Raw genomic sequence first — 21,421 nt, 5'->3', positions numbered from 1 at the left:
CCACCGGCATCCCGTCGCGCGGCCCGCCCGCAGTAAGGACACCCCTCATGGACATCAAGAACCCGGTGGAATCGCCGGTCACCTTCAACCTGCACCGCCTGGAGTACCTGGTCGCGTTCGCCGTGACGATCGGGTTCATCCTGTGGCACTTCACGGACATCAACTGGTTCGCGGCGATCGGCCTGTTCCTGTACATCGACCTGATCGGCTACATCCCGGGCGCGATCGCCTACCGGCGCAGCGCGGACAAGCAGATCCACAAGGCGTTCTACGTCCTGTACAACTCGATGCACAGCCTGCTCAGCGTGGCCGCCGTCGGCCTGCTGTGGATGTGGCTGATCGGGCCCGAGTGGGCGCTGCTGGCCCTGCCGTTCCACGTCTTCGGCGACCGGGGCGTCTTCGGCAACTTCCTCAAGCCGTTCGGGCTGCCCTTCGAGCCGGAGGACACCCCGCTGGTGCACCAGCTCACGGCCATGCTCAAGCGCCGCTCGGCCACCGACGGCCCGGTCCCGCTGCCGTACGAGGAGCACCCCGCGACCCTCGCCGCCACGGGCGTCTCCGCTCCGGCCGTCGGGGTGAACCGGTGAGCCGCTATCCCGCCTGGCTGACGGACCGCTCGCCGTCGGCGTCCGCCGAGGGGTACGAGGACCCCGACGCGGCCCGCCTGGCCCTGCGCCGGCTGGCGTCGAGCGTGACGGTGCTGACCGTCAGCCAGGGCGGCGTCCGGCACGGCACCACCGCCAGCGCCGTGGTCACCCTCTCCCGCGACCCCCTGGTCCTGGGCGCCTGTCTGCGGCCCACCTCGACGTTCGCGTCGATGGTCCGCCGGGCCGGCCGCTTCTCGGTGAACGTCCTCGGCTCGGCCCAGCAGGACGTCGCCCGCCGCTTCGCCAACCCGCAGCGCCCGCTCGGCGACGCCCAGTTCGAGGGCTTCGACTGGTCCACCGACCCGCTCACCGGGGCCCCGCTGATCGGCGGCAGCCTCGCGCACATGGCCTGCCGGGTCCTGGGCTGGCACCAGGTCGGCGACCACGACATGCTCCTCGCCGAGGTCACGGGCGGCTCGCACACCGTCGACTCCCCGATGCTCAGCTTCGCCGGCCGCATGCACAGCGCCTGCGTCACCCCCGCCGCTTCCGTCTCCGTTCCCGCTTCTCCCAGTGAGGTTGCGTCATGACCACCCTTCCGCAGATCCCCGTCGAGGCCGACTGGGACCGCGCGCCCAACCTGCTCGACGGCGCCCAGGAGATGACCCTGACCGCCGAGGAGTGCGACCTGGGGTACTGGCTGTCGGCCGTAGCCCAGGGGACCCTGCGCGGGCGGGCCGAGGCCGGGCACGACGCCGTCACCCCCGCGCACATGCGCGAGGAGGGTCCGCTGCGCGAGGCGCTCGTACTGGAGCTGGGCAACCGGTCGCTGGCCGAGTCCCGCGCCGTGAACGTGCTGTCCCACTACGTCATCGGCGCGCCCGGCGTCGTCGAGCAGGAGTTCTTCACCACCCAGGTGGTCGACGAGGCCCGGCACGCGATGATCTTCCGCAAGCACCTGGTCGACCTCGGGGTGCCCGAGGCGGGGCTGCTGGAGTTCATCAGGGAACAGGGCACCGACTACACGCGGCGCGTGCTGAACCCGATCGCCGAGTTCGCCACCACCGTCGTGCGCGACGAGGGCGACTTCATCGGCGCCGTCGCGGTGTTCACCATCGTCATCGAGGGCGTGCTGGCGCCGGCCGCCGAGCTCAGCGAGCGCAAGTGGACGCTGCTCGACCCGGCGGCCGCCGAGATCGCCCGCGGGGCGTCCATCGACGAGATCCGCCACCTGACCGTCGGCAGCTCGATCGTCCGCGACCACCTCGCGCGCAACCCCTCGTACCGGCCCCGGCTGATCGAGCTGATCCGGCGCGGCCGGCAGCTGTGGGACGAGCTGCCGTCGGAGGAGTTCGTGCTGGAGCGCGAGGAGCTGTTCCAGCAGGGCATGTTCGCCCACGCCGAGCTGCTGAAGGACTACGAGGTGTTCCCCGGCTGCAGGCTGCTGGAGACCACCCCGAAGGAGCGCTACGACCTCGCCGAGCGGTGGACGGACGACATGGCCGAGGTGCGGCTGCCGTACATGGGCATCCCGGAGGCCGTCGACCTGATCCGCACCCACCCGAGGTAGTCCCGGTGACCTCCACGATTCCCGCGAGAACGGAGCGGCCGGCCCCCGCCGCCTCGCCCGGGCTGCGCCGGACCCTGACCACCCCCCGGATCGTCTTCCTGGTGGTCGCCGCCGCGGCCCCGATGTCCGGGGTGGTGGGCTCGGTGCCCCTCGCCTACGCCATCGGCAACGGGGCGGGGGTGCCGGCCACCTTCGCGCTCGCCGGGCTGATACTGCTCTGCTTCTCCGTCGGGTACGCGGCGATGAGCCGGCACGTGGTGGGCGCGGGCGGCTTCTACACGTACATCGGCCAGGGGCTCGGCCGGCCCCTGGCCGTCGCGGGCGGGCTGACGGCCGTCGTCGCCTACACGGCGGCCGTCGCGGGCGTGGCCGGGGCCTTCGGGTACTTCGCCGAACTGGTCTCCGCCGCGCACGGCCTGCCGGTGCCCTGGCCGGTGTGGACCGGCGGGGCGCTGGCCCTGGCCGCCGTGATGGGCTACCGGCGGATCGACCTCAGCGCCCGTCTGCTGGCCGTGCTGATGATCGCCGAGGTGGCGGTGCTGGGCCTGCTGGCGCTGGCCATCGGCGTGCGGCACGGGGCGGACACGCTGCCCGCCGCGGCGTTCGCGCCCGGCACCGTGCTGACCCCCGGGCTCGGGGTGGCGCTGATGTTCGCCCTGATCTCGTACGTGGGCTTCGAGGCGGCCGCGCTGTACGGCGAGGAGAGCCGCGACCCCAGGCGCAGCGTGCCCGTCGCCACGTACGCGTCCGTCGTGCTGATCACCGTGTTCTTCGCGCTGATCAGCTGGGCGGCCGTCGGGGCGGTCGGCGCGGACCGGGTGGCCGGCACGGCGCAGCGGGAGCTGGGCGACCTGTTCTTCCGGCTGTCGGACGACTACCTCGGCGGCTTCGCGACCGGGGTGATGCAGGTCCTGCTGTGCACCAGCCTGTTCGGGGCGCTGCTGGGGCTGCACACGGCCGCGAACCGCTACCTGTTCGTCCTGGGCCGCGAGCGGGTGCTGCCGGGCTCGCTGGCGCGGGTGCACCCGCGGCACGCCTCCCCGCACCGGGCGAGCGTGGTGCTGTCGGTGGCCACGGCCCTCGTCTGCGGCGTGTTCGCGCTCGCGGGCGCGCACCCGTACACCACCCTGGCGACGACCATGCTGGCCCTGGGCACCGTCGGGATCGTCGCCCTCCAGGCGGCGGTGGCGGTGGCGGTGCTGGTCTTCTTCCGCCGGCACCCCGACGCCCACTGGTGGCGGACCCGGCTGGCGCCGGCGCTGGCCCTGGCCGGGCTGGCGGGCGCGCTGTGGCTGCTGCTGGACAACTTCGCGCTGGTCACCGGTACCGACTCCGCGTGGGTCAACCGGATCCCGTGGCTGATGGTCGCCGCCGCGCTCGGCGGGCTCGGGTACGCGGGCTGGCTGCGGGCCCGCGCGCCCGAGCGGTACCGGGCCGTCGCCACCGCCGCGCACGACGTACCGCAGCCGCAGGACATCCCGTAACGAGACCGAGGAGCCGTCATGCACGACCCGCACAGCCTGCTCCAGGACGAGGCGGAGGCCGACCTGGCCCGCCGCGGCTACGTCCTGGACCGGGACGCCCTGCGCACCCTGACCGAACGGCGCGCCCGGCTGATCGCCGAGCGGGACAAGCTGCGGGCCGAGCAGAACCGCTCGGCGAAGGTCGGCGGCCCGCCGGACGCGGCCGCCCGGGCCCGGCTCCAGGAGGCCCGGGAGCGGCTGCGGTCGGTGTCGGAGGAGCTCAAGGAGGCGGAGGACGGGCTCGGCGCGCTGCTGCCGGCCGTCCCGAACCGGCCGCACGCCGGCGTCCCCGACGGGACGGAGCAGGACCCGCCGGTGGTGCGGCGGGTCTGGGGGGAGGTGCCCGGCTTCGAGTTCGCACCGCGCGACCACGTCGACGTGGGCACCCGTCTGGGGATCCTGGACCCGGTGCGCGCCGCCAAGCTGTCGGGCTCGCGCTTCGCGGTGACCCGCGGGGCGGGGGCCCGGCTGGAGCGGGCGCTGGCCGCGTTCCTGCTGGACCTGCACACCACCGAGCACGGGTACACCGAGCACGGGGTGCCGCACCTGGTCAGCCGGGAGACGATGACGGGGACCGGGCAGCTGCCGAAGTTCGAGGACGACCTGTTCCTGACGAACGCCGCCGACCGCGACCTGCTGCTGATCCCGACGGCGGAGGTACCGCTGGTCAACCTCTACCGGGGCGAGACCCTCCAGGAGGGCGAACTCCCCCTCGCGCTGACCGCGTTCACGCCCTGCTACCGGGCGGAGGCGGGCTCGTACGGGCGCGACACCCGCGGGCTGGTGCGGCTGCACCAGTTCGAGAAGGTGGAGCTGGTGCGGATCTGCCACCCCGACCGGGCCGCCGAGGAGCTGGAGCTGCTCACCGGGCACGCCGAGACGGCGCTGAGGCGGCTGGGGCTGGCGCACCGGGTCGTGGAACTGCGGGCCGGGGACCTCGGGTTCGCCGCCCGGCGCACCTACGACATCGAGGTGTGGCTGCCGGGCCAGGGCACCTACCGGGAGATCTCCTCCTGCTCCGACTGCGGCGACTTCCAGGGCCGCCGGGCCGGCATCCGGGTGCGCGGCCGGGACGGGCGCAAGGCATTCGCGGCGACCCTGAACGGTTCGGCGCTTCCGGTGGGCCGCACGCTGGTGGCGATCCTGGAGCAGTACCAGCGTGCGGACGGCTCGGTGGCCGTGCCGCCCGCGCTGGTCCCGTACACGGGCTTCTCGGCGATCGCCCCGGACGGCGCGCCCGTCGTCAGCCCGTCCTGAGTCCCCCGGCGGGGGACCGCGCCGGGGGCCCCGCGGGGGCTCCGGCGCGGTCCGGCCAGGTCAGGACGGTCACCGGCGGCAGTTCCCGGGACACGAACGCGGTCATCGCCCAGGGGCAGTCCTGGCGGGTGGGCTGGAGCGCGGTGTGCCCGTGCCAGGGCAGGGCGCCGTGCCCGGTGATCCCGCGCAGGGTGACGGATCCGTCCGGCCCGAAGGCCAGGTCGACCTCCCGCGCGCCGTCGGTCAGTCCGCGCCCGGTGGCCTTCACCGCGGCCTCCAGCAGGGTCCAGGCGTGGAAGAAGGTGTCGGCGCCGACCCCGTCCGGGACCCCGGGGTAGACGAACGTGAGCACGTCGAGGCTGCTGGTGGACGGGCGGACCAGCTCGACGTCGACCCCGATGGGCCCGGTCTCGGTGGCGCCGAGCAGCAGCAGCCCGTCGGAGCGGGACCAGCTGACGTGCGTGCCGGGCTGGTCGGGCAGGTAGGGCTTGCCGGCCGGGTCGTAGTGGATGCGCAGGTCGTGGGCGGCGAGCCCGAGCCGCTCGGCGAGCAGGCGGCGGACGGTGAGGCGGGCCCGGAAGAACCGGTGGGCCGCCCGCGCATGGACGAACTCGGCACCGCGCCGCAGCTCCTCCTCGGTCAGGCCCTCGGGGTAGTGCGCGCTGATGTCCTGGGGGGCGACCTGGTCGAGGTCGACCAGCCATGCGTCCATCATGCTCCTTTCTCTGGCACGGCCCTTGCATGGATGCGGCGGCCCCCGTGCCTGCGCCTACAGGCCGAAGACGCGGGTGCGGGAGCGTGCGGGGTCGCCCGGGCGGAGGTGGAGGCGGCCGGCCGCGGGGAGCATGACGGCCGCGGCGACCGTGCGTTCGGCGCGGATGTCCCCGCGGTCGGGGACGCGCAGGGGCGGCTGGGACAGGAGGTTCAGGTGGTCCTCGGGGGTCGCGGTGGCGGGGAGGGCGGCCAGGCCTTCGGCGGCCGCGTGCAGGCGGCGCAGGGAGGAGTTGCGGGCGAAGACGTTCAGTTCGTCCGCCGGGGTGAAGTCCGGGTGGAGGTAGTGGTTGGTGTGGGTGAGCGCGCCGGGGCCGGCGGCCTCGGTGACGCGGAGGTCGCCGTCGAGGTGTTCCACGTAGAGGGCCCGCTCGGGGTCGCAGAGCATGAAGGAGCGGGAGCTGGCCAGCGGCAGGTCCGCGAGGAGCTTGAGGGCCTGGCCGGTGTCGGCCGCGGTGTCGAGGAGGTGGCGGATGGCCAGGTACGGGGGGACGCCCGGGCCCCAGGTGCCGCCGAGGACCAGGTTCAGTCCGACGGCGAGGCCGTCGCTGTTGAGGCCGAGGTAGCCGAGGAGGCCGGCGAAGCTGAGGACCAGGGAGCGGCGGGCGGTGCCGGCGCGGGCGACCTCCAGGACGCTGATGTGGCTGTCGAGGTCGCCGCTGAGGTCGACGGTCTGGGCGAGGACGGGCGGCCCGGCGCCGGGTCCGGTGCGGGCGTAGGTGGTGCAGTCGCCGCCGGTGCGGACCTTGGAGTAGCCGAGGATCTCGCGGCGCAGCTGGAGCAGCCAGGCCTCGTCCTCGGAGGTGCCGGCTCCGTCGGCGAGGCCGGCCACCTCCTCGGCGAGGTCGGGCAGGCAGGCGGTGACGGCCCTGCGGTGGGCGGCGATGTCCGGGCGCAGGGCGGGCAGGGTCAGGGGCCGGGGGACGAGGTGGTTGAGGCGGGCCAGGCCGTCGTCGAGGAAGGCCCGCAGGGGCGTGGCGAGGGCCGCGCCGTGGGCGCGGCCGATCTCGTACGGGGTGCCGCAGACCCGTATGTGGCTGATGCCGGGGTCGGCGGCGGCGGGCTCGCTCATGCCGGTACGGCCTTCCTGGGGCCGCGCGCGAGGTGCGCCCGGACGGCGGGCCATTCGGCGCGCAGGATGCTGTAGAAGACGGCGTCCCGGCGGCGGCCGCCGGGCATGTAGTTGAAGCTGCGCAGGACGCCCTCCTCGGTGGCGCCGATGTTCGCGAGGCCGCGGCGGGCCTGGACGTTGAGGACGTCGGTCTTGAACTCGGCGCGTTCGGCGCCCAGCACCTCGAAGGCGTGTTCCAGCAGGAGGGCCTTGGCCCAGTGGTTGACGCCGCGGCCGCGGAAGTCGCGGCCGAGCCAGGACCAGCCGAGTTCCAGGCGGCGGTCGGCCTCGGCCATGTTGCCGAAGCTCATGCTGCCGGCGATGCGGCCGCTGTCCTTGTCGGTGAGGGTGAAGACGGTGCGGCGGCCGGCCGCGTGGTCGGCGAGGTTGGCGTCGAAGAAGGCCTCGAAGTCGGCGTCGGTCTCGACGGCGGCGACGAAGTAGCGCCAGATGTCGGGGTCCATGGCCACGGCCCGGATGCCCTCGCGGTCGGCCTCGGTGATCGGGGTGAGGCGCACCCGGTCGTTCTCCAGGACGGCGGCGGCGTGTTCGGTCCAGCTCATGGTTCAGGCTCCGGTGGTGGCGTGGTGGTGGCGGGCGAGGGCGGCGGTGACGTCGCGGAGGGTCTTCATGTCGGCGAGGTCGTGCTCGGTGAAGTGGGCGAGGTCCACGCCGGTCTCCTCGCAGACCTCGGTGAGGAAGAGGACCTTGTTGAGGGAGGTCAGCCCGTAGGCGGCGACCATGTCGGCGTCGGGGTCGATCTCCTCGGCGGGGACCTCGGGGACCAGGACGAGGGCGAGCTGGTCGCGGGCGGCGTCCTCGACGAGGGTGTGCGCGGTGGTGTCAGGCATGGATTCCGGCCTCCTGGGAGTGCAGCGGTTCGTGGTAGGCGGCCCGGATGTCGGGGCGCTTCGGCTTGTACTGGGAGGTCAGCAGGCCGCCCTCGATGCTGAACGGCGGGTCGGCGACGAGGACGCGGCTGATGCGCTCGTCGGGGGTGGTGGCGGCGTTGACGGCGGCGAGGCGGGCGGCGATGGCCGCGTGGTCGGCGGGGGCGGCGGCCGGGGAGACCACGGCGACGAGGTCGGTCTGGGTGGGGCTGAACAGCACGCATTCGGCGATGGCCGGGTCGGCGCGCATGAGCTCCTCGATGGGCCGGACGATGACCTTCCTGCCGTTGTCGAGGACGATGACGTCGTCGGCGCGGCCGTGGACGAAGAGGTAGCCGTCCTCGTCGAGGTGGCCGAGGTCGCCGGTGCGGACGGTTCCGTCGGGCGAGAAGACCTTCTCGGAGTCGCCCGGGCGGGCGTAGGTGTAGTGGTTGTTGACGGGGTGGGTGCTGCGGACGCTGATGACCCCGTCGTCGCCGATGAGCACCTCCTTGCCGCGGACGGCCCGGCCGACGCTGCCCTCGCGGTGGGCGCCGGGGTGGTTCTTGGTGACGATGCAGGTCTCGTTGAGCCCGTAGCCCTCGTACAGGGGCAGGCGGGCCTCGTGGTGGAAGAAGCGGAGCACGGCCGGGGAGGCGGGCGCGGAGCCGGTCCACAGGTAGCGGATGCGGTCGCCGAAGAGGGCGCGGGCGGCCTGTTCGGGGCTCTGGCCGGGGGTGCGGCGCAGGCGGGCCCCGATCTGGCGGCGGGCGGTCTCGTAGAAGGCGGGGACGCCCATGACGACGGTGGGGCGGACGCGGCGCAGGGTGGCGAAGGCGGCCTCGTAGGTGGTGACGGTGACGTCGTGGCCGTGGAGGAGGGCGGAGTACACCCAGTAGCGCTGCTGGAGGAGGGAGAGGGGCAGGAAGACGAAGAGGTGGTCGTCGAGAGTGTGTTCGAAGATCTCCTGGACGGCCGTGAGGGAGCTGTCGATGCTTCCGGCGGTGGCGCCGAGGCCCTTGGGGACGCCGGTGCTGCCGGAGGTGAACTTGATGGTGGTGACGTCGCCGGCGGTCCAGGTGACGGGCGGGAGGGGCGCGTCGGGGGCGGGGCCGGGCTCGGTCAGGGCCAGGACCTCGTCCATGGGGAGGACGCCGGGGACTCCGTCGGCGGGCTGGTCGGTGCAGAGCAGGTGCAGGGCGTAGCGGTCGGCGAGTTCGGCGGAGGGGGTGAACTTGCCGGGTTCCAGGCCGGCGGTCTGCGCGCCGAGCCGCAGGGCGGCCAGGTCGAGGAGGACCCATTCGAGGCTGTTGGCGGCGAGGATGCCGATGCGGTGTCCGGGGCCGGTGCCGTGGGTGCTCCGCAGGTGGTGGGCGAGGCGGTCCGCGCGGTCGTGGAGCTCGCGCAGGGGGATGGTCCGGGTGCCGTCCAGTCGTGCGACGTGGAGGTGGCCGGTCGTGGGGGGCGGGCCGGAGACGATCCGGCGGATCGTCTCCGGCTCCGCCGGGGGTGTGGTCGGTCGGGTGCGGGTCCGCTGCGGCTCAGCGCGCGGTGCCCCGCGCCCCTGGGGTGGGAGCGTCGCCGGACGGGTGCCCGCCGGCTGCGGCTCAGCGCGCAGTGCCCCGCGCCCCTGGTGGGGCTGTGGCTGGGCGGGGGGTTCCCCGTGCGCCTGGTGGGGCATCAGGCCCCCTTCGGCAGGAGGGCGGCGGCCATCGCACGGACCGTGTCGAGTTCGGTGAACTGGTCGAGGGTGAGGGTGACGCCGAAGCGCTTGCGGGCGGCGGTGAGGATGCGGGCGGCCGCGATGGAGTCGCCGCCGAGGGAGGTCAGGGTGTCCAGGGCGCCGACGTCGGGGCGGCGCAGGACGGTGGACCAGATGTCGCAGAGGATCTTCTCCGCCTGGGTGGCGGGGGCGCTGCCGCCCGACGCGCGGCCTGCGGCGGGCGCCTGGGCGCCGAGTTCGGCCAGCCGCGTGCGGTCGACCTTGCCGTTGCGGGTGAGCGGGAGCTCCTCGTGCCAGAGCACGGCCGCCGGGAGCATGTAGTCCGGCAGGTCGGCGCGCAGGGCCTGGCGGATCTCGGACAGGTGGGGGCGGTGGCCGCCGGAGGGGACGAGGTGGGCGACGAGCCGGTTGCCCTGGGGGGCGACGACGGCCCGGGCGATCTCGGCGAGGGCGGCGAGGCGGGTCTCGACCTCGCCGGCCTCGATCCGGTAGCCGTTGATCTTGATCTGGAAGTCGCTGCGGCCGAGGATCTGGATGCTGCCGTCGGGCAGGTACCGGCCGAGGTCGCCGGTGCGGTACATGCGCTCCCCGCGGGCGGTGTCCTCGTGGAAGCGCTCGGCGGTGCGCTCGGGGTCGCCCCAGTAGCCGCGGGCCAGGCCCGTGCCGGCGGCGGTGATCTCGCCGGTGACCCAGTCGGGGGCGTCGAGGCCGTCGCGGTCGATGACGTAGGCGCGGTTGTTGGAGTTGGGGCGGCCGTAGGGGATGGAGGCGGACCCGTCCTCGTCCTCCCCTACGGGGTGCAGGATGTTCCAGACGGTGGTCTCGGTGGGGCCGCCGAGGGAGACCACCTCCAGGCCGGGCACGAGCCCGCGCAGCTGTGCGGGCAGGGCGGGCGGGATCCGGTCGCCGCTCATCATGACCAGGCGCAGCCCGGGCGGTACGTCGCCGTCGGAGCGGGCCTGGCCGTGGAGGAGGCCGACGATGGCGGGGACGGAGTTCCACACGCTGACCCCGTAGAGCCAGCACAGTTCGAGCCAGTGGGCGGGGTCGGTGGCCTTGTCGCGGTCGGGCATGACGAGGGCGGCGCCGGCCGAGAGGGCGCCGAAGACGTCCCAGACGGACAGGTCGAAGTGGAAGGCGCTGACGGCCATGAACCGGTCCTCGGCGGTGATCCCGAAGCGGTCGTGGCAGTCGGCGACGAGGTTGGCGACGCTCCGGTGGCTGACCATGACGCCCTTGGGGGCGCCGGTGGTGCCGGAGGTGTACAGCACGTACGCGAGGTCGTCCGGGTGGGATCCGGGGAGCCGGTCGGGGAGTTCGGCGCGGCCGGAGCAGGGCCGGGTGAGGTCGAAGGCGGCGACGGAGTCGTCGGAGGGCCGGCCGGTGTTGGTGAGCACGCAGCGGACCCGGCCGTCGGCGAGCATGTACTCCTGGCGGGCGGCGGGCAGGGCGGCGTCCACGGGCAGGTAGGCGGCTCCGGCGAGGACGGTGGCGAGGATGCCGACGATCTGCTCGGGCCCGCGGTGGCAGACGAGGCCGACGAGTTCGCCTCGGCCGACGTTCTGGGCGCGCAGCCAGGTGGCGGCGGTGGCGGCCCGGTGCAGGAGCTCGCCGTAGCTGACGGTGCGGTCGGAGGTGAGGATAGCGGGGGCGGCGGGGGTGAGGGCGGCCCGGGCCACGATGGCGTCGCCGAGCATCTCGTCGGGGAGTGCGACGGCGGTGTCGTTGGCGGCGGTGCGGCGCTCGCGCTGGGCGGGCGGCAGCAGGTCGAAGGCGTGGAGCTGCCAGGAGGCCTCGTCGACGAGGGTTGCGAGGAGGGTGCGGTAGCCGTGCGCGAGGTCGTCGAGGAGTCCTTCGCAGAACAGTTCGTCGATGCCGTCGAGCTGGACGACGAGGGCCCCGTGCTGCTCCATGGCGAAGGCGTTGAGCCACACCTGGGGGGTCTGGCTGACGGAGTAGACCTCCTTGCCGAAGAGTTCCAGGGCGGAGCCGTCGACCTCGCTGCTGACGTGTCCGATGGCGCTGTTGAAGGTGTACGGCATGCGCGCGCCGGTGACCCCGCCGCGGCGGCGGGCGAGTTCGCGCAGCAGCTCGACGCCGGAGAAGTGCCGGTGGTCGATGTCGGTGTGCAGCCGTGCCTGGAGGAGCTGGGCGCGGTCGGCGAAGGTCAGGGCGCGGTCGACCTCGGCCTCGACGAGGAGGGTGTCGGAGAACTGGCCGATGGCCTCGAAGACGCGGGGGTGGACGGGCGGACGGTGGGCGACGGTGGTGGTGAGGGTGAACCGCTCGCCGGCGCCCCAGGTGGCGAGGGTCTCGGCGTAGGCGGCGAGCAGCAGGGCGGAGGGGGTCAGGCCGGCGGCCGCGGCGCGGTCCTTGAGGGCGGTCCAGGCGGTGCGGTCGAGGGTGACGCGGCGCTGGGTGAAGCGGGTCTCGGTCAGGGCGGCGGGGCTGGTGCGCAGCGGCAGGTCGGGGTGGGGGGCGAGGTCGTCGGCGCGGTCCAGCCAGTAGGCGCGGGAGCGGCGGGCGGGGGCCTTGTCGCGGGCCGCTTCGAGGGCGGTGAGGTAGTCCTCGTAGGGGAGTTCCTCGTGGACGTCGGCGCCGGGGCTCTGGTAGGCGTGCCACCAGGCGCGGAAGAAGAGGAACATGCTGATGCCGTCCATGACGAGCCCGTCGTGGCCGACGTGGAGGAGCATCCTGTCGTCGTCGAGGATGGTGGCGTCGACGGTGAGCAGGGGTGCCTGGTCGGCGGGCAGGACCTGGTGGGAGCGCATCTCGCGGAGCTGGGCCCGGATGGCGTCCTGCTGGCGGGGGGTGTGGGAGCGCAGGTCGAGGACGCCGATGCGGGGGGCGAGGTCGCCGTACTGGGTGGCCTGGCGTTCGTCGGACAGGAAGCGGGAGCGCAGGCCGCTGTGGGCGGCGACGACGGTGTCGAGGGAGGCCTGGAGCCGGTCGATGTCCCAGTCGCCCTCGATCTCGTGGAAGACGTGGCTGGAGACGTCGCCGACCTCGAAGACGCCGCTGCGGCCGAGGTAGTAGCTGCGCTGGAGGGGGGTGAGGGGGAAGCCGGGGCCGTGGTCGGCCTCGCGCTCCAGGTGGGCGACGAGGGCGGGTTTGGCGTCTCTGACGCGGGCGATGAACTCGGGGTCCATCCGTTCGCGGTTGCCCTGGAGGCGCAGGTCTCCGTCGGCGAGGCTGACGGTCAGCCCGCGCTCGGCTATCTCGCGCAGGACGTGGCGGTGCTGGTTCATCGGGCCTCCCCCGAGGTCAGGGCGGCGACGGCGGAGGGCTCGGCGCGCTCGGCGATGACGGCGGCGAGTTCCGCGAGGGTGCCGCCGTGCAGGAGTTCGTCCATGGACAGGTCGACGTCGAGGGCGTCGAGGATCTGGTACTGGACGGTGACGGCCTGGAGGGATCCGGCCGCGAGCTGGGTGAGGGTGCGGTGGGCGATCTGCTCGTCGGCGCCGAGGCGCAGGGCGGTGCGGGCGACCTGGGTGAGCCAGGGGGTGAGGGCGGGCTCGGCCCGGGCGGCGGTGTCCGGGGAGGGCTGGAAGAAGACGGCGTCGGCGAGGTCGACGGCGGATCCGGGGGTGAGGAGTTCGACGGTACGGGGCCACGTGCGCGGGGTGTCGGTGCCGAGGGCTGCGGCCAGCCGGGCGGCGAACCGGGGCATGACGGGGGCGGCGGCGTGCGCGAGGAGGCGGGCGGCGGCCAGTTCGAGGGCGACGGCGGTGCGGTTCTCGTCCTCCCAGCCGGGGGTGTCGGTGAGGAGGCCTTCGGCGCGGGTGAAGCGGACGGTGTCGCGGACGATGCCGTCGAGTTCGGCCGCGGCCTGGGCGAGGGAGAAGGAGTCGTTGCCGAGGGCTCCGGTGACGGCGTCGAGGCGGGTGCCGAGGCGGGCGAGGAAGGCGGTGTGCTCGGGGGTCCAGTTGCCGGCGTCGGGGGCGCGGCCGCCGTGGTGCTTGGCGACGCGGGCGCCGAGGTCGGTCAGCCACTGCTGCCAGGTGCCGATGAGGGTGTCGGTGAGGACGGCCTCGTAGGCGGCGCGCCGGAAGTCGGTGCGGCTGCCCTCGGGGCGGGTGGTGGCGAGGAAGTAGCGGACGGCGTCGACGGTGTCGGGGGTGAGGACCTCCTTGCCCCAGATCGCGTGCCGGCGGCTGGTGGAGAACTTCTCGCCCTCCAGCAGGTAGAACTCGTTGACGTGGTAGTCGATGTCGGGGGTCCAGCCGGGGTGGGCGAGCTGGTAGAGGACCGGGTAGAGCACGGAGTGGTAGAAGCTGTTGTCGTAGCCGAAGAAGTGGACGATCTTCCAGTCGGCGGACGGCTCGGCGGCCCGCCAGGGGCGGCCGAGGCGGGCGCCGAGTGACTGGATGCCGTGCAGGAAGCCGTAGCTCATCTCGGGCCAGACCCAGATGACCTGTCCGTCGGTGTCGCCCTCGCGGGGTTCGACGCCCCAGCCGGAGGGGTGGGTGAGGGGGAGGTCGAGGGCGGGGCGGCGGAAGAGCCGGTCGGCGAGTTCGCGCAGCCGGGCGGGTACGCGGCCGCGCCGGTGGTGGGCGCGGACGTCGCCGGCGTAGGCGTGCAGGGGCAGGGTCCAGCGGGCGGCGGGGGCCGGGCGGGGTGCGCTGCCGGTGGAGGCGGAGCGGGGTTCGGCGAGGTCGGCGACGGTGTTGGGTTCGCCGCACTCCTCGCAGAGGTTGCCGGAGGTGGCGGCGCCGCAGCCGGGGCAGCCGCCGGTCACGTCGGCCTCGTAGAGGTACGCGCCGCTGAGGGCGTCGTAGAGGGCGTCGTGCTCGCTGACGGCGATCTCGCCGGAGGCGACGATCCGGCTGAAGAAGTCCTGGAGGCCCTGGCGGTAGCCGGGGTCCTGGTCGGTGACGGTGTACTGGTCGAGGGGGATGTCCATCAGCCGCAGGGTCTCGGCGATCTCGGCGCTGTAGTGGGCGGCGGTCTCGGCGGGGGTGCGGCCGTCGCGGCGGGCGGCGCCGACGACGTAGCTCTGGTAGTCGTCGCTGCCGGTGAGGTGGTAGGCCTCGGTGCCGTTCATGCGCTGGAAGCGGGTGAAGGCGTCGGCGCCGAGGTAGGGGCCGGCGAGGTGGCCCAGGTGCAGGTCGCCGTTGGGGGTGGGCGGGGTGGAGAAGACGAAGACGGGGCGGTCGCCGAAGCCGGTGCGGACGGGTGCGGAGGCGGCCTGCGCGGCCCGCTGGGCGTCGCGCCAGTACTGGGTGAAGAAGACCAGGTCGGTGCCGTCCTCGGCGGTGTTCTCCAGGACGTGGGACTCGAAGGGCTCGAAGAGGACGACGGTGCCGGGGGCGGCCTCGTGGTGTGCGCCGTCGATGAGGAAGCGGCCGCGGCCGGAGACGATGACGAACAGTTCGGTCTCGTCGTGGTGGTGGTCGTCGGTGGCCCTTCCGGGGGCGACGCGGCCCCAGCCGGCGCCGGTCCCGAGGCCCTCCACGCCGCTCATGTCGATGCCGAACGCCTGCTCCAGCACGTCGTCGTCATAACTCGCGATGATCATGTCGTGGCCTTTCGCGGGGACGGGAGGGAGGGGATCAGGTCGACGGCGCGGGCGGCGAGCGCCGGGGCCAGGCGGTAGCCGGAGCCGCCGGCGGCGCCCGCGAAGAGGAGCCGGCCGTAGGGGTCGAGGGCGGTGGCCAGGGGCGTGCCGTCGGGCCCGTACGCGTCGCAGAACACCCGGCCCGACCGGCAGTGGGCGGCCAGGGCGGGGGCGTAGCGGGTGAGGAGGGCGCGGCCTTCGCGCAGGTGGCCCGCGGTGACGGCCGGGTCGACGGTGGCGGGGTCGGCGTCCCACTCCCGGCAGGTGTAGCTGAGCAGCCAGTGGCCCCGGTGGTGGACGGGCAGCAGGAAGGCGTCCTCCTCGTGCAGGACGACCGCCCGGTCCCCGGGGGCGGGCGCCGTGTCCACGTGCAGGGCGACGACCTTCTTGACCCGGGTCCCGAGCGGGGCGACGAGCTCGCGCCAGGCGGGTTCCCCGGTCCAGGGGCCGGGGGCGATGACGACGTGGCCGGCGTCGAGGGTGGCGCCGCCGGTCAGGGTGAGCCGGGTGCCGCCGGGGCCGGCGGCGGCGGTCTCGACGGCCACGCCCTCGCGGAAGGAGACGGCGGGGCGCAGTTCGGCGGCGAGGAGCTGGGTGAGCGCGTGGACGTCGGCGTACTGGCAGCCGTCGCCCTCCCAGGCCCCGAAGTCCTTCGGCAGGGCGGGGACGCAGGGGGGCAGTTCGGCGGTCCAGCGGAGCTTGGCCTCGGGGAGGTAGGCCTCGCGCAGGGCCTCTTCGGCGGACTCGGGCGCGAGGACGGTCATGTCGAGGGGGTGGATGGGCAGGTCGGGGCGGGCGGTGTGGAGGTCGGCGTAGAAGCGCTCGCTCTCGGCGGCCAGGGCGCGGACGGCGTCGTTGGCCCCGCGCGGGAAGTGCAGTCCGGCGGAGCGGCGGGTGGCTCCGGAGCCGATCATGTCCCGGTCGAGGACGGTGACGGTGGCGGAGGGGTCGCGGGCGAGGACCTCGCGGGCGACGAGGACGCCGAGGATGCCGGCGCCGACGACGGCCACGTCGGTCCGGGCCCCGGTGGGGCCGCCGGCGTGGGCCGCGGTGGTGCGGTACGCGGGCGCGGTGGTGGGATCGGCGGACCCGCCGGAGGCGGCCGGCGCGGCGACCGCCCCGCCGGAGGCGGCCGGCGCGACAGCCGTGGCGCCCGAGGCGGCCGGCATGGCAGCCGCGACGCCCGGGGTGGGCGGCATGGCAGCCGCGGAGCCCGACGCGGCCGACATGGCAGCCGCGGAGCCCGACGCGGCCGACATGGCAGCCGCGACGCCCGACGCGGCCGACATGGCAGCCGCGGAGCCCGCCGCGGCCGACATGGCAGCCGTGGCGCCCGGGGTGGCCGGCGTGGAACGGGGCGCGCCCGGGGCGGTCGTGGCGGCGGTGGCCGTCGGTGGGGCCACGGGGGCGGGGGTCGCCTCCGGGTCGGTGGACAGGGGGCGGCAGGAGCCGGCGCGGTCCGTGGTCATCAGGCGGTCCACCGTTCGTCCTGGGGGGTCTTGGAGGACCACTCGATGAAGGAGGCGAGCTGCTCGTCCCCGCGTACGCCGCACAGCCGGTCGGCGATGCGCCGGCTGCGCCAGGCGTTGAGGCTGAGGTTGGGGTCGGCGAGGCCGCGCTGGCCGCGGACGCCGTTCTGGACGAAGATCCGGCGGTCGGCGGGCCCGTCCCAGCGGACGGCGTAGTCCTCGTCGACGCGCAGCTCCTCGCCCTCGTGCTCCAGGCGTCCGGCGAGCGGGGCGAGGAACTCGGTCGCGGCGGGCCGGTAGCCGGTGGCCCAGACGACGACGTCGGTCTCGAACTTCTCCACGGACCGCTCCTCCTGGGTGTGCCGGGCGCAGACCTCCCAGCCGCCGAAGGGGCCGGGGCGGACGTCGAAGACCTCGCGGCCCGGGTGCAGGGCGACCAGGTCCTCGTTGCCCTCCACGAACCGGTGGACGTAGATGCCCTGGTAGATCTCGCGCAGGGTGGACTCGGAGATGCCGTCGCTGCTGAGGACGTTGCGGGAGTTCAGCGACTGGCGGCGCTCGCGCGGCAGCCCGTAGAAGTAGTCGGCGTGGCTGGGCATGTAGTAGTCGTTGGTGAAGGGCGAGTCGTCGATCGGGAAGTAGTTCTGCCGGCGCGAGATCCACGAGACCCGGCGGGGCAGGTCCCAGCCGCCGCGGGAGATCAGGTCGAGGAAGGCCTCGGCGCCGGACTGGCCGCCGCCGATGACCACGACCCGCTTGCCGCCGACGTCCTGCGCGTTGGCCATGTAATCGCTGACGTGGAACTGGGTGGGGCCGAGCTGGTGGGCGCCCAGCGGCGGCACCCAGGGGCGGCTGCCGACGCCGACGACGACGTTCTCGGCGGTGACGGTGCGGCGTTCGGTGCGGACCGTGAACACTCCGCGCCCGTCGTCGAAGTCGACCTCCTCGACGCCCTCGCCGAAGACGACGTTCTCGTTGCGGCGGCTGGCCCAGGCCAGGTAGTTGCGGAACTCCAGCCTCGGCACGTCGTCGAACTGGGCGTTGAGGAAGTGGTACACCCGGCCCTTGGCGTGCAGGTAGGAGAGGAAGGAGAAGGGGTTGGCGGGGTCGGCCAGGCTGACCAGGTCCTTGAACTGGGAGACCTGGAGGCTGGTGCCGGGGATCTGCTGGCCGTCGTGCCAGCCGAAGGACTCCTTGCGGTCGAGGAAGAGATTGGGTACGTCCGGCCTGCTGTGCAGCAGGGACGCCAGGCTGAGGTTGGCCGGGCCCACGCCGACTCCCACGCAGCGGAAGTGCGTGATGCCCGGCCGGAAGCTCTCGTGCCCCATGGTTCGGAACCTCTCGTTCGATGTGCGGTGGGTGAGGTGAGGGGGAAGTGGGGTGAGGGAGGGGTGGGGTGGGGTCGTCAGGCGGTCATGCCGGTACTCCTGTGGGGGTGGAGGCGGTCTCCTCGTAGCGGCCGGCGAGGCCGTGGGCGCCGAGGAACGACAGCCAGCGGGAGGCCTCGCGGGGCGTCCCGGCGGCCCGGTTCAGCCCGGCGGGGAGGGCGCCGGCCAGGATGCGCGTCACGCCGTAGGCGACGGGGAGGGAGACGCAGCGGGCCATGGCCGACTCGCCCGGGCCGCCGGTGAGGTCGAGCAGGCGGGAGCCGCGCCAGCGCTCGCCCGACCTGGTGCGCAGCTCCAGGGAGACGGACAGCACGACGCGGTCGAGGTCGGCGGGGCCGGACGGGTGGCGGGCGGCGAGCTCGTGGGCCAGGGCACGGACGGCGTCCTGGTCCCCGGTGGCGACGGTCTCGAAGACCTCCGCCCAGGCGGTGCGCCAGCCGGCGTTGCGCAGGGTGCCGCGGACGAAGGTGTCGAGGTGCCAGTAGTACGGGATGCCGTACTGGGCGACGAAGGGGAGGCTGTCGCGGTTGGGGTAGACCTCGAACTCCTCGCCCGCCAGGGTCAGGGGGCCGGTCGCCTCCCAGGGGCGGGAGGCGGTGAGCTCGGCGCACCCGTCGATGTAGCGGGCCGGGTTGCCGAGGGCGCTGAGGACCCCGTACGGGGCCCAGCTGAAGCGGTAGCGGAACGGGCCGGGTACCGCCGGGAGGCCTCCGCAGTAGGAGGTGAACACGGCGGTCGCCGGCGACGGGCCGAACGCGTCGCGGGCCCGGGCGACGAGGTCGTGGGCCATGAGGTGGTCGATGCCGGGGTCGAGCCCGGCCTCGGTGAGGACGACGGTACGGGCCCGCGCGGCCGCCCGCTGCGCCTGTTCGGCCAGCTCCGGGGAGGTGTAGCTGGTGCAGGCGAAGTGGGCGCCGCGGTCGGCGGCCAGACCGAGCAGGGGGGCGTGCTCGGTGGCCGGGAGCATGGAGACGAGGACGTCGCCCGCGCCCGTCTCCGCCGCCAGGGCGGCGGGGGTGAGGGCGCGGACCTCGGCGCGGCCCGCCAGGCCGAGGGCGGCCAGGCGGGCGGCGGCGCGCTCGGCCGTGCGGTCCCACAGGACCACGCGGCGGGCGCGCTCGCAGACGAGGGAGAGGCCGGAGCGGCCGGTGGACAGTCCGGTGCCTATCCAGTGGACGGTGCCGGACGCGGGGGCCGCCGCGGGCGCGGGTAACGGGTCAGATGACAAGGCGTGCCTCCTGGGCTTCGACGGCCGTCCGGTAGGTGTGCAGGGCTCGGGCCCAGACGCCGTCCCACTCGGCCAGGCGCAGCAGGTGCGGGGCGAGTTCGGCGGAGAAGGCGGTGCTGGCCTCGACGGGGAGGAGGGAGGGGAGGTTGTCGATGGCGATCAGGTCGAGGGGGCGTTCGCCGTCGCGCAGGGTGCGGACGGGCTCGGCCCAGGTGGTGGTCTCGTCGTAGACGGGCAGGACGTTGCAGTCGGAGGTGACGTCGCAGGTGACGTCGGAGACCAGGCGCAGGCGGCGGACGGGTTCGTCCAGGTCGGCCTTGGTCAGGAAGGGCGGTACGGGGGTGCTGGTCAGGACGGTGTTGACGAGGAGGTCGTGGCCGAGGAGGGCCGCGCGGTCGAGGTCGCGGGTCTCGGGCAGGTCCCAGCGCGTGGGTTCCAGGCCGGCCTGGACGAGGGCGTCGCAGGCTCCGCGGCCGCAGCGGCCGAGGGCGCCGATGACGAGGGCGGCGGTGGTGTCCGCGGCCGGCGCCGTGGAGGCGAGGAGGTCGTCGAGGGCGGGGCGGTCGGTGGGGACCAGGGGGGTGGTGAGGGCGCGGCGGTGGTGCAGGACGGCGAGGGCGGCGCCGATGTAGCCGGCCCAGTAGCCGAAGGCGGCGACGCGGCGGCCGGAGTCGTCGGTGAGGTACTCCATGTCGAGCAGGGCGCCGCCGCCGGCGGTGAAGCGGGCGAGCAGCTCGCGGGCGCCGGACTGGCCCTTGTAGGCGTGGCCGAAGTAGATGTGCCGGTGGCGCAGCGCGGGGGCGCCGGGTCCGGCGGGGAGTTCCTTGAGGCCGAGGACGTAGGCGTCGTCGGGGGCCTTCTCGTGCCAGGTGCCGGTGGGGGCGGTGGCGCAGCCGGCGGCGGTGTAGTCGGCGAGGGGGAAGGCGCGCTGGGCCGACTCCTCGACGGTGATGCGGACGCCGGCCTCGACGAGGCGGGCGGCGTCCTGCGGGGTGAGGGGGGCGCGGCGTTCGGTGGAGCGGGCCTCGTGCCGCATCCAGAGGTGGGTGGGGTCCGACATGTGGTCCGACATGGTGCGTTTTGTCCTGTCTGGAGGCATGGGGGTGGGTGACCCCCGGCCTGATCGCGGTTGCGGGGGCTGCGTCCTGGACGTTCTCGCGCGCTAGAGGAGCGGGATCCGGGCGTTCGCCAGAGGGCGGTAGGCGGGGGTCGCTGTGGTGCTCCAGCCTGCCCTGCGGACCCCGTCCACCACGGCGGTGGCGAGGACCGCCGCCAGCTCCCCGCCCGGGCAGCGGTGGGCTCCCGCACCGAAGGTGAACACGGTCGGATTCACCCTTCCGGGTGACAGCGTGTGGGGGTCCGGGTTGACGGCCGGGTCTCGGTTGGCGGCGGCGAGGAGGACGAGGACCTGCTGCCCGGGCTCCACGGTGGAGCCCGCGTGGGTGAACGCCCCGGCGGCGAAGCGCCGGGTGTTCTGGACCGGCGCGTCATGGCGGACCACCTCGCGCACGAGCGCCCCCGTGTCGGGGGTGCCGGCGCCCCGGGCGAGGGCGACGAGCGTGTTCCCGATGAGGCCGGCGGTGGCGTCGTAGGTCTGCGAGAGGAAGCCGATGGCGTTGGAGAGCAGCGGCCCCGGGTGCGCCCATCCGCTGCGCTCTGCGGCCGCCACGAGCTCGCGCAGCAGCCCGTTCGCGGTGTCGCCCTCACCGAGGGGGGCCGCCGAGGCCGAGGCGAGGGACGGGCCCAGCAGCTCGCGCAGGCGGACGGCAGCCCCCGCCGCCGCCCGCTGGTCGGCCGGGGTGGCGGTGGCCGGGATGCAGCGGACGAAGTCGGCGATCGCGCGGGCCGCCGCGCGGTCGGCGCCGTCGGCCAGGCCGCTCAGCGCGGCGACGACCCGGGCCGGGACCCCGAACATCAGCTCCCCGTACGGGACTTCGCCGCCCCCGGCCAGCGCCTCGCCGGTGAAGCGGGCGGCCAGCGCGGCGGCCCGCCCGAGGTCGGCGCGGGCCAGGGCCTGCGCCACGACCCCCTTGAGGCGGACCGCCGCCGCCCCGTCCGTCATCCGTACGAGCTCGCCGAAGACCTCCCCGGCCGCCGTCCCCGCGATGCCCGCCGGAACGGGCTCCGCCACCGGCCGCACCCGCAGCGCGCCGGCGCCGAGCACCGCGCGCACCGCGGCCGCGTCGGCGGCCACCCACGCCCCGAGCGCCTCGTCGAAGGCGAAGGGGCGCTCGGCCACCAGGCGCGCGTAGAAGGGGTAGGGGTCCGCGAGGCGGACGGCCTCGACGGGGGTGGGGTCGACGGTGCTCGGGGCGTTCACTGCATCTCCTCGTTGAACGGTCTTGCGGGTGGGGCGGGTCGTACGGGG

The 21,421-nt window shown here is 74.5% G+C and carries 17 protein-coding genes; 5 read left to right on the top strand and 12 right to left on the bottom strand.

Translation table 11 applies throughout. The features are described from left to right. Positions 1-47 precede the first annotated feature (47 nt). The 5 genes from AB0469_RS32750 to serS are packed head-to-tail and all read left to right on the top strand — an operon-like array spanning position 48 to position 4,937. Positions 48-587, top strand: coding sequence for a hypothetical protein (locus AB0469_RS32750; RefSeq protein ID WP_366455116.1), 540 nt, complete (start codon positions 48-50; stop codon positions 585-587). Then, positions 584-1,177: a flavin reductase family protein gene (locus AB0469_RS32745; RefSeq protein ID WP_366455115.1), complete on the top strand. Its 594-nt coding sequence runs from the start codon at positions 584-586 to the stop codon at positions 1,175-1,177. The genes AB0469_RS32750 and AB0469_RS32745 overlap by 4 nt, the downstream gene beginning before the upstream one ends. Beyond that, positions 1,174-2,157, top strand: a complete 984-nt coding sequence (locus AB0469_RS32740) for a VlmB-like protein (RefSeq protein WP_366455114.1) — start codon at positions 1,174-1,176, stop codon at positions 2,155-2,157. Before AB0469_RS32745 ends, AB0469_RS32740 begins: the two co-directional genes overlap by 4 nt. Before the next feature lie 5 nt (positions 2,158-2,162). Next, positions 2,163-3,641 carry an APC family permease gene (locus AB0469_RS32735; RefSeq protein ID WP_366455113.1) on the top strand — a complete coding sequence of 493 codons (1,479 nt, stop codon included), beginning with the start codon at positions 2,163-2,165 and terminating at the stop codon, positions 3,639-3,641. An 18-nt stretch (positions 3,642-3,659) separates the two neighbouring features. Continuing rightward, positions 3,660-4,937, top strand: a complete 1,278-nt coding sequence (gene serS, locus AB0469_RS32730) for a serine--tRNA ligase (protein ID WP_366455112.1) — start codon at positions 3,660-3,662, stop codon at positions 4,935-4,937. Here the strand turns inward: serS and AB0469_RS32725 are convergent. From AB0469_RS32725 to AB0469_RS32670, 12 genes are all read right to left on the bottom strand, one after another. Continuing rightward, positions 4,924-5,652 carry a 4'-phosphopantetheinyl transferase superfamily protein gene (locus AB0469_RS32725; protein WP_366455111.1) on the bottom strand — a complete coding sequence of 243 codons (729 nt, stop codon included), beginning with the start codon at positions 5,650-5,652 and terminating at the stop codon, positions 4,924-4,926. The genes serS and AB0469_RS32725 overlap by 14 nt on opposite strands. A 54-nt stretch (positions 5,653-5,706) precedes the next feature. Beyond that, a complete protein-coding gene (locus tag AB0469_RS32720) occupies positions 5,707-6,780 on the bottom strand; it encodes a C45 family peptidase (protein WP_366455110.1) in 1,074 nt (357 codons plus the stop codon). Beyond that, a complete protein-coding gene (locus tag AB0469_RS32715) occupies positions 6,777-7,382 on the bottom strand; it encodes a GNAT family N-acetyltransferase (protein WP_366455109.1) in 606 nt (201 codons plus the stop codon). The genes AB0469_RS32720 and AB0469_RS32715 overlap by 4 nt, the downstream gene beginning before the upstream one ends. A gap of 3 nt (positions 7,383-7,385) precedes the next feature. Further along, entirely contained in the window at positions 7,386-7,670 is a 285-nt protein-coding gene (locus AB0469_RS32710) for an acyl carrier protein (protein ID WP_366455108.1), read from the bottom strand. Beyond that, positions 7,663-9,369: an AMP-binding protein gene (locus AB0469_RS32705; RefSeq protein ID WP_366455107.1), complete on the bottom strand. Its 1,707-nt coding sequence runs from the start codon at positions 9,367-9,369 to the stop codon at positions 7,663-7,665. The genes AB0469_RS32710 and AB0469_RS32705 overlap by 8 nt, the downstream gene beginning before the upstream one ends. After that, entirely contained in the window at positions 9,369-12,659 is a 3,291-nt protein-coding gene (locus tag AB0469_RS32700) for an amino acid adenylation domain-containing protein (protein WP_366455106.1), read from the bottom strand. Before AB0469_RS32700 ends, AB0469_RS32705 begins: the two co-directional genes overlap by 1 nt. Further along, positions 12,656-14,929, bottom strand: coding sequence for a class I tRNA ligase family protein (locus AB0469_RS32695; RefSeq protein WP_366455105.1), 2,274 nt, complete (start codon positions 14,927-14,929; stop codon positions 12,656-12,658). Before AB0469_RS32695 ends, AB0469_RS32700 begins: the two co-directional genes overlap by 4 nt. After that, positions 14,926-16,437, bottom strand: a complete 1,512-nt coding sequence (locus tag AB0469_RS32690) for an FAD-dependent oxidoreductase (protein WP_366455104.1) — start codon at positions 16,435-16,437, stop codon at positions 14,926-14,928. Before AB0469_RS32690 ends, AB0469_RS32695 begins: the two co-directional genes overlap by 4 nt. Continuing rightward, the gene (locus tag AB0469_RS32685; RefSeq protein WP_366455103.1) at positions 16,437-17,765 is read right to left on the bottom strand and encodes a SidA/IucD/PvdA family monooxygenase; all 1,329 of its coding nucleotides are present in this window, start codon (positions 17,763-17,765) and stop codon (positions 16,437-16,439) included. Before AB0469_RS32685 ends, AB0469_RS32690 begins: the two co-directional genes overlap by 1 nt. Positions 17,766-17,850: 85 nt before the next feature. Further along, positions 17,851-19,053, bottom strand: a complete 1,203-nt coding sequence (locus AB0469_RS32680; RefSeq protein WP_366455102.1) for a saccharopine dehydrogenase C-terminal domain-containing protein — start codon at positions 19,051-19,053, stop codon at positions 17,851-17,853. Further along, positions 19,043-20,125 (bottom strand): saccharopine dehydrogenase, encoded by a 1,083-nt coding sequence (locus AB0469_RS32675; RefSeq protein WP_366455101.1) that lies wholly within the window; start codon positions 20,123-20,125, stop codon positions 19,043-19,045. The genes AB0469_RS32680 and AB0469_RS32675 overlap by 11 nt, the downstream gene beginning before the upstream one ends. Positions 20,126-20,215: 90 nt before the next feature. Next, positions 20,216-21,373 carry a cytochrome P450 gene (locus AB0469_RS32670; RefSeq protein ID WP_366455100.1) on the bottom strand — a complete coding sequence of 386 codons (1,158 nt, stop codon included), beginning with the start codon at positions 21,371-21,373 and terminating at the stop codon, positions 20,216-20,218. Positions 21,374-21,421: the final 48 nt, after the last annotated feature.

The sequence above is a fragment of the Streptomyces sp. NPDC093801 genome (genome assembly GCF_040701585.1).
Classification (GTDB): domain Bacteria; phylum Actinomycetota; class Actinomycetes; order Streptomycetales; family Streptomycetaceae; genus Streptomyces.
The sequence above is the reverse complement of the archived record's forward strand: the minus strand, read 5'-3'. Positions and strand labels throughout refer to the sequence as shown.

What these genes read in the sequence shown, in the direction of transcription:
- AB0469_RS32750 (WP_366455116.1), top strand. Translation starts at nt 48, where the DNA reads ATGGACATCAAGAACCCGGTGGAATCGCCGGTCACCTTCAACCTGCAC.
- AB0469_RS32740 (WP_366455114.1), top strand. Translation starts at nt 1,174, where the DNA reads ATGACCACCCTTCCGCAGATCCCCGTCGAGGCCGACTGGGACCGCGCG.
- serS (WP_366455112.1), top strand. Translation starts at nt 3,660, where the DNA reads ATGCACGACCCGCACAGCCTGCTCCAGGACGAGGCGGAGGCCGACCTG.
- AB0469_RS32725 (WP_366455111.1), bottom strand. Translation starts at nt 5,652, where the DNA reads ATGATGGACGCATGGCTGGTCGACCTCGACCAGGTCGCCCCCCAGGAC.
- AB0469_RS32720 (WP_366455110.1), bottom strand. Translation starts at nt 6,780, where the DNA reads ATGAGCGAGCCCGCCGCCGCCGACCCCGGCATCAGCCACATACGGGTC.
- AB0469_RS32715 (WP_366455109.1), bottom strand. Translation starts at nt 7,382, where the DNA reads ATGAGCTGGACCGAACACGCCGCCGCCGTCCTGGAGAACGACCGGGTG.
- AB0469_RS32710 (WP_366455108.1), bottom strand. Translation starts at nt 7,670, where the DNA reads ATGCCTGACACCACCGCGCACACCCTCGTCGAGGACGCCGCCCGCGAC.
- AB0469_RS32705 (WP_366455107.1), bottom strand. Translation starts at nt 9,369, where the DNA reads ATGCCCCACCAGGCGCACGGGGAACCCCCCGCCCAGCCACAGCCCCAC.
- AB0469_RS32700 (WP_366455106.1), bottom strand. Translation starts at nt 12,659, where the DNA reads ATGAACCAGCACCGCCACGTCCTGCGCGAGATAGCCGAGCGCGGGCTG.
- AB0469_RS32695 (WP_366455105.1), bottom strand. Translation starts at nt 14,929, where the DNA reads ATGATCATCGCGAGTTATGACGACGACGTGCTGGAGCAGGCGTTCGGC.
- AB0469_RS32690 (WP_366455104.1), bottom strand. Translation starts at nt 16,437, where the DNA reads ATGACCACGGACCGCGCCGGCTCCTGCCGCCCCCTGTCCACCGACCCG.
- AB0469_RS32685 (WP_366455103.1), bottom strand. Translation starts at nt 17,765, where the DNA reads ATGGGGCACGAGAGCTTCCGGCCGGGCATCACGCACTTCCGCTGCGTG.
- AB0469_RS32675 (WP_366455101.1), bottom strand. Translation starts at nt 20,125, where the DNA reads ATGTCGGACCACATGTCGGACCCCACCCACCTCTGGATGCGGCACGAG.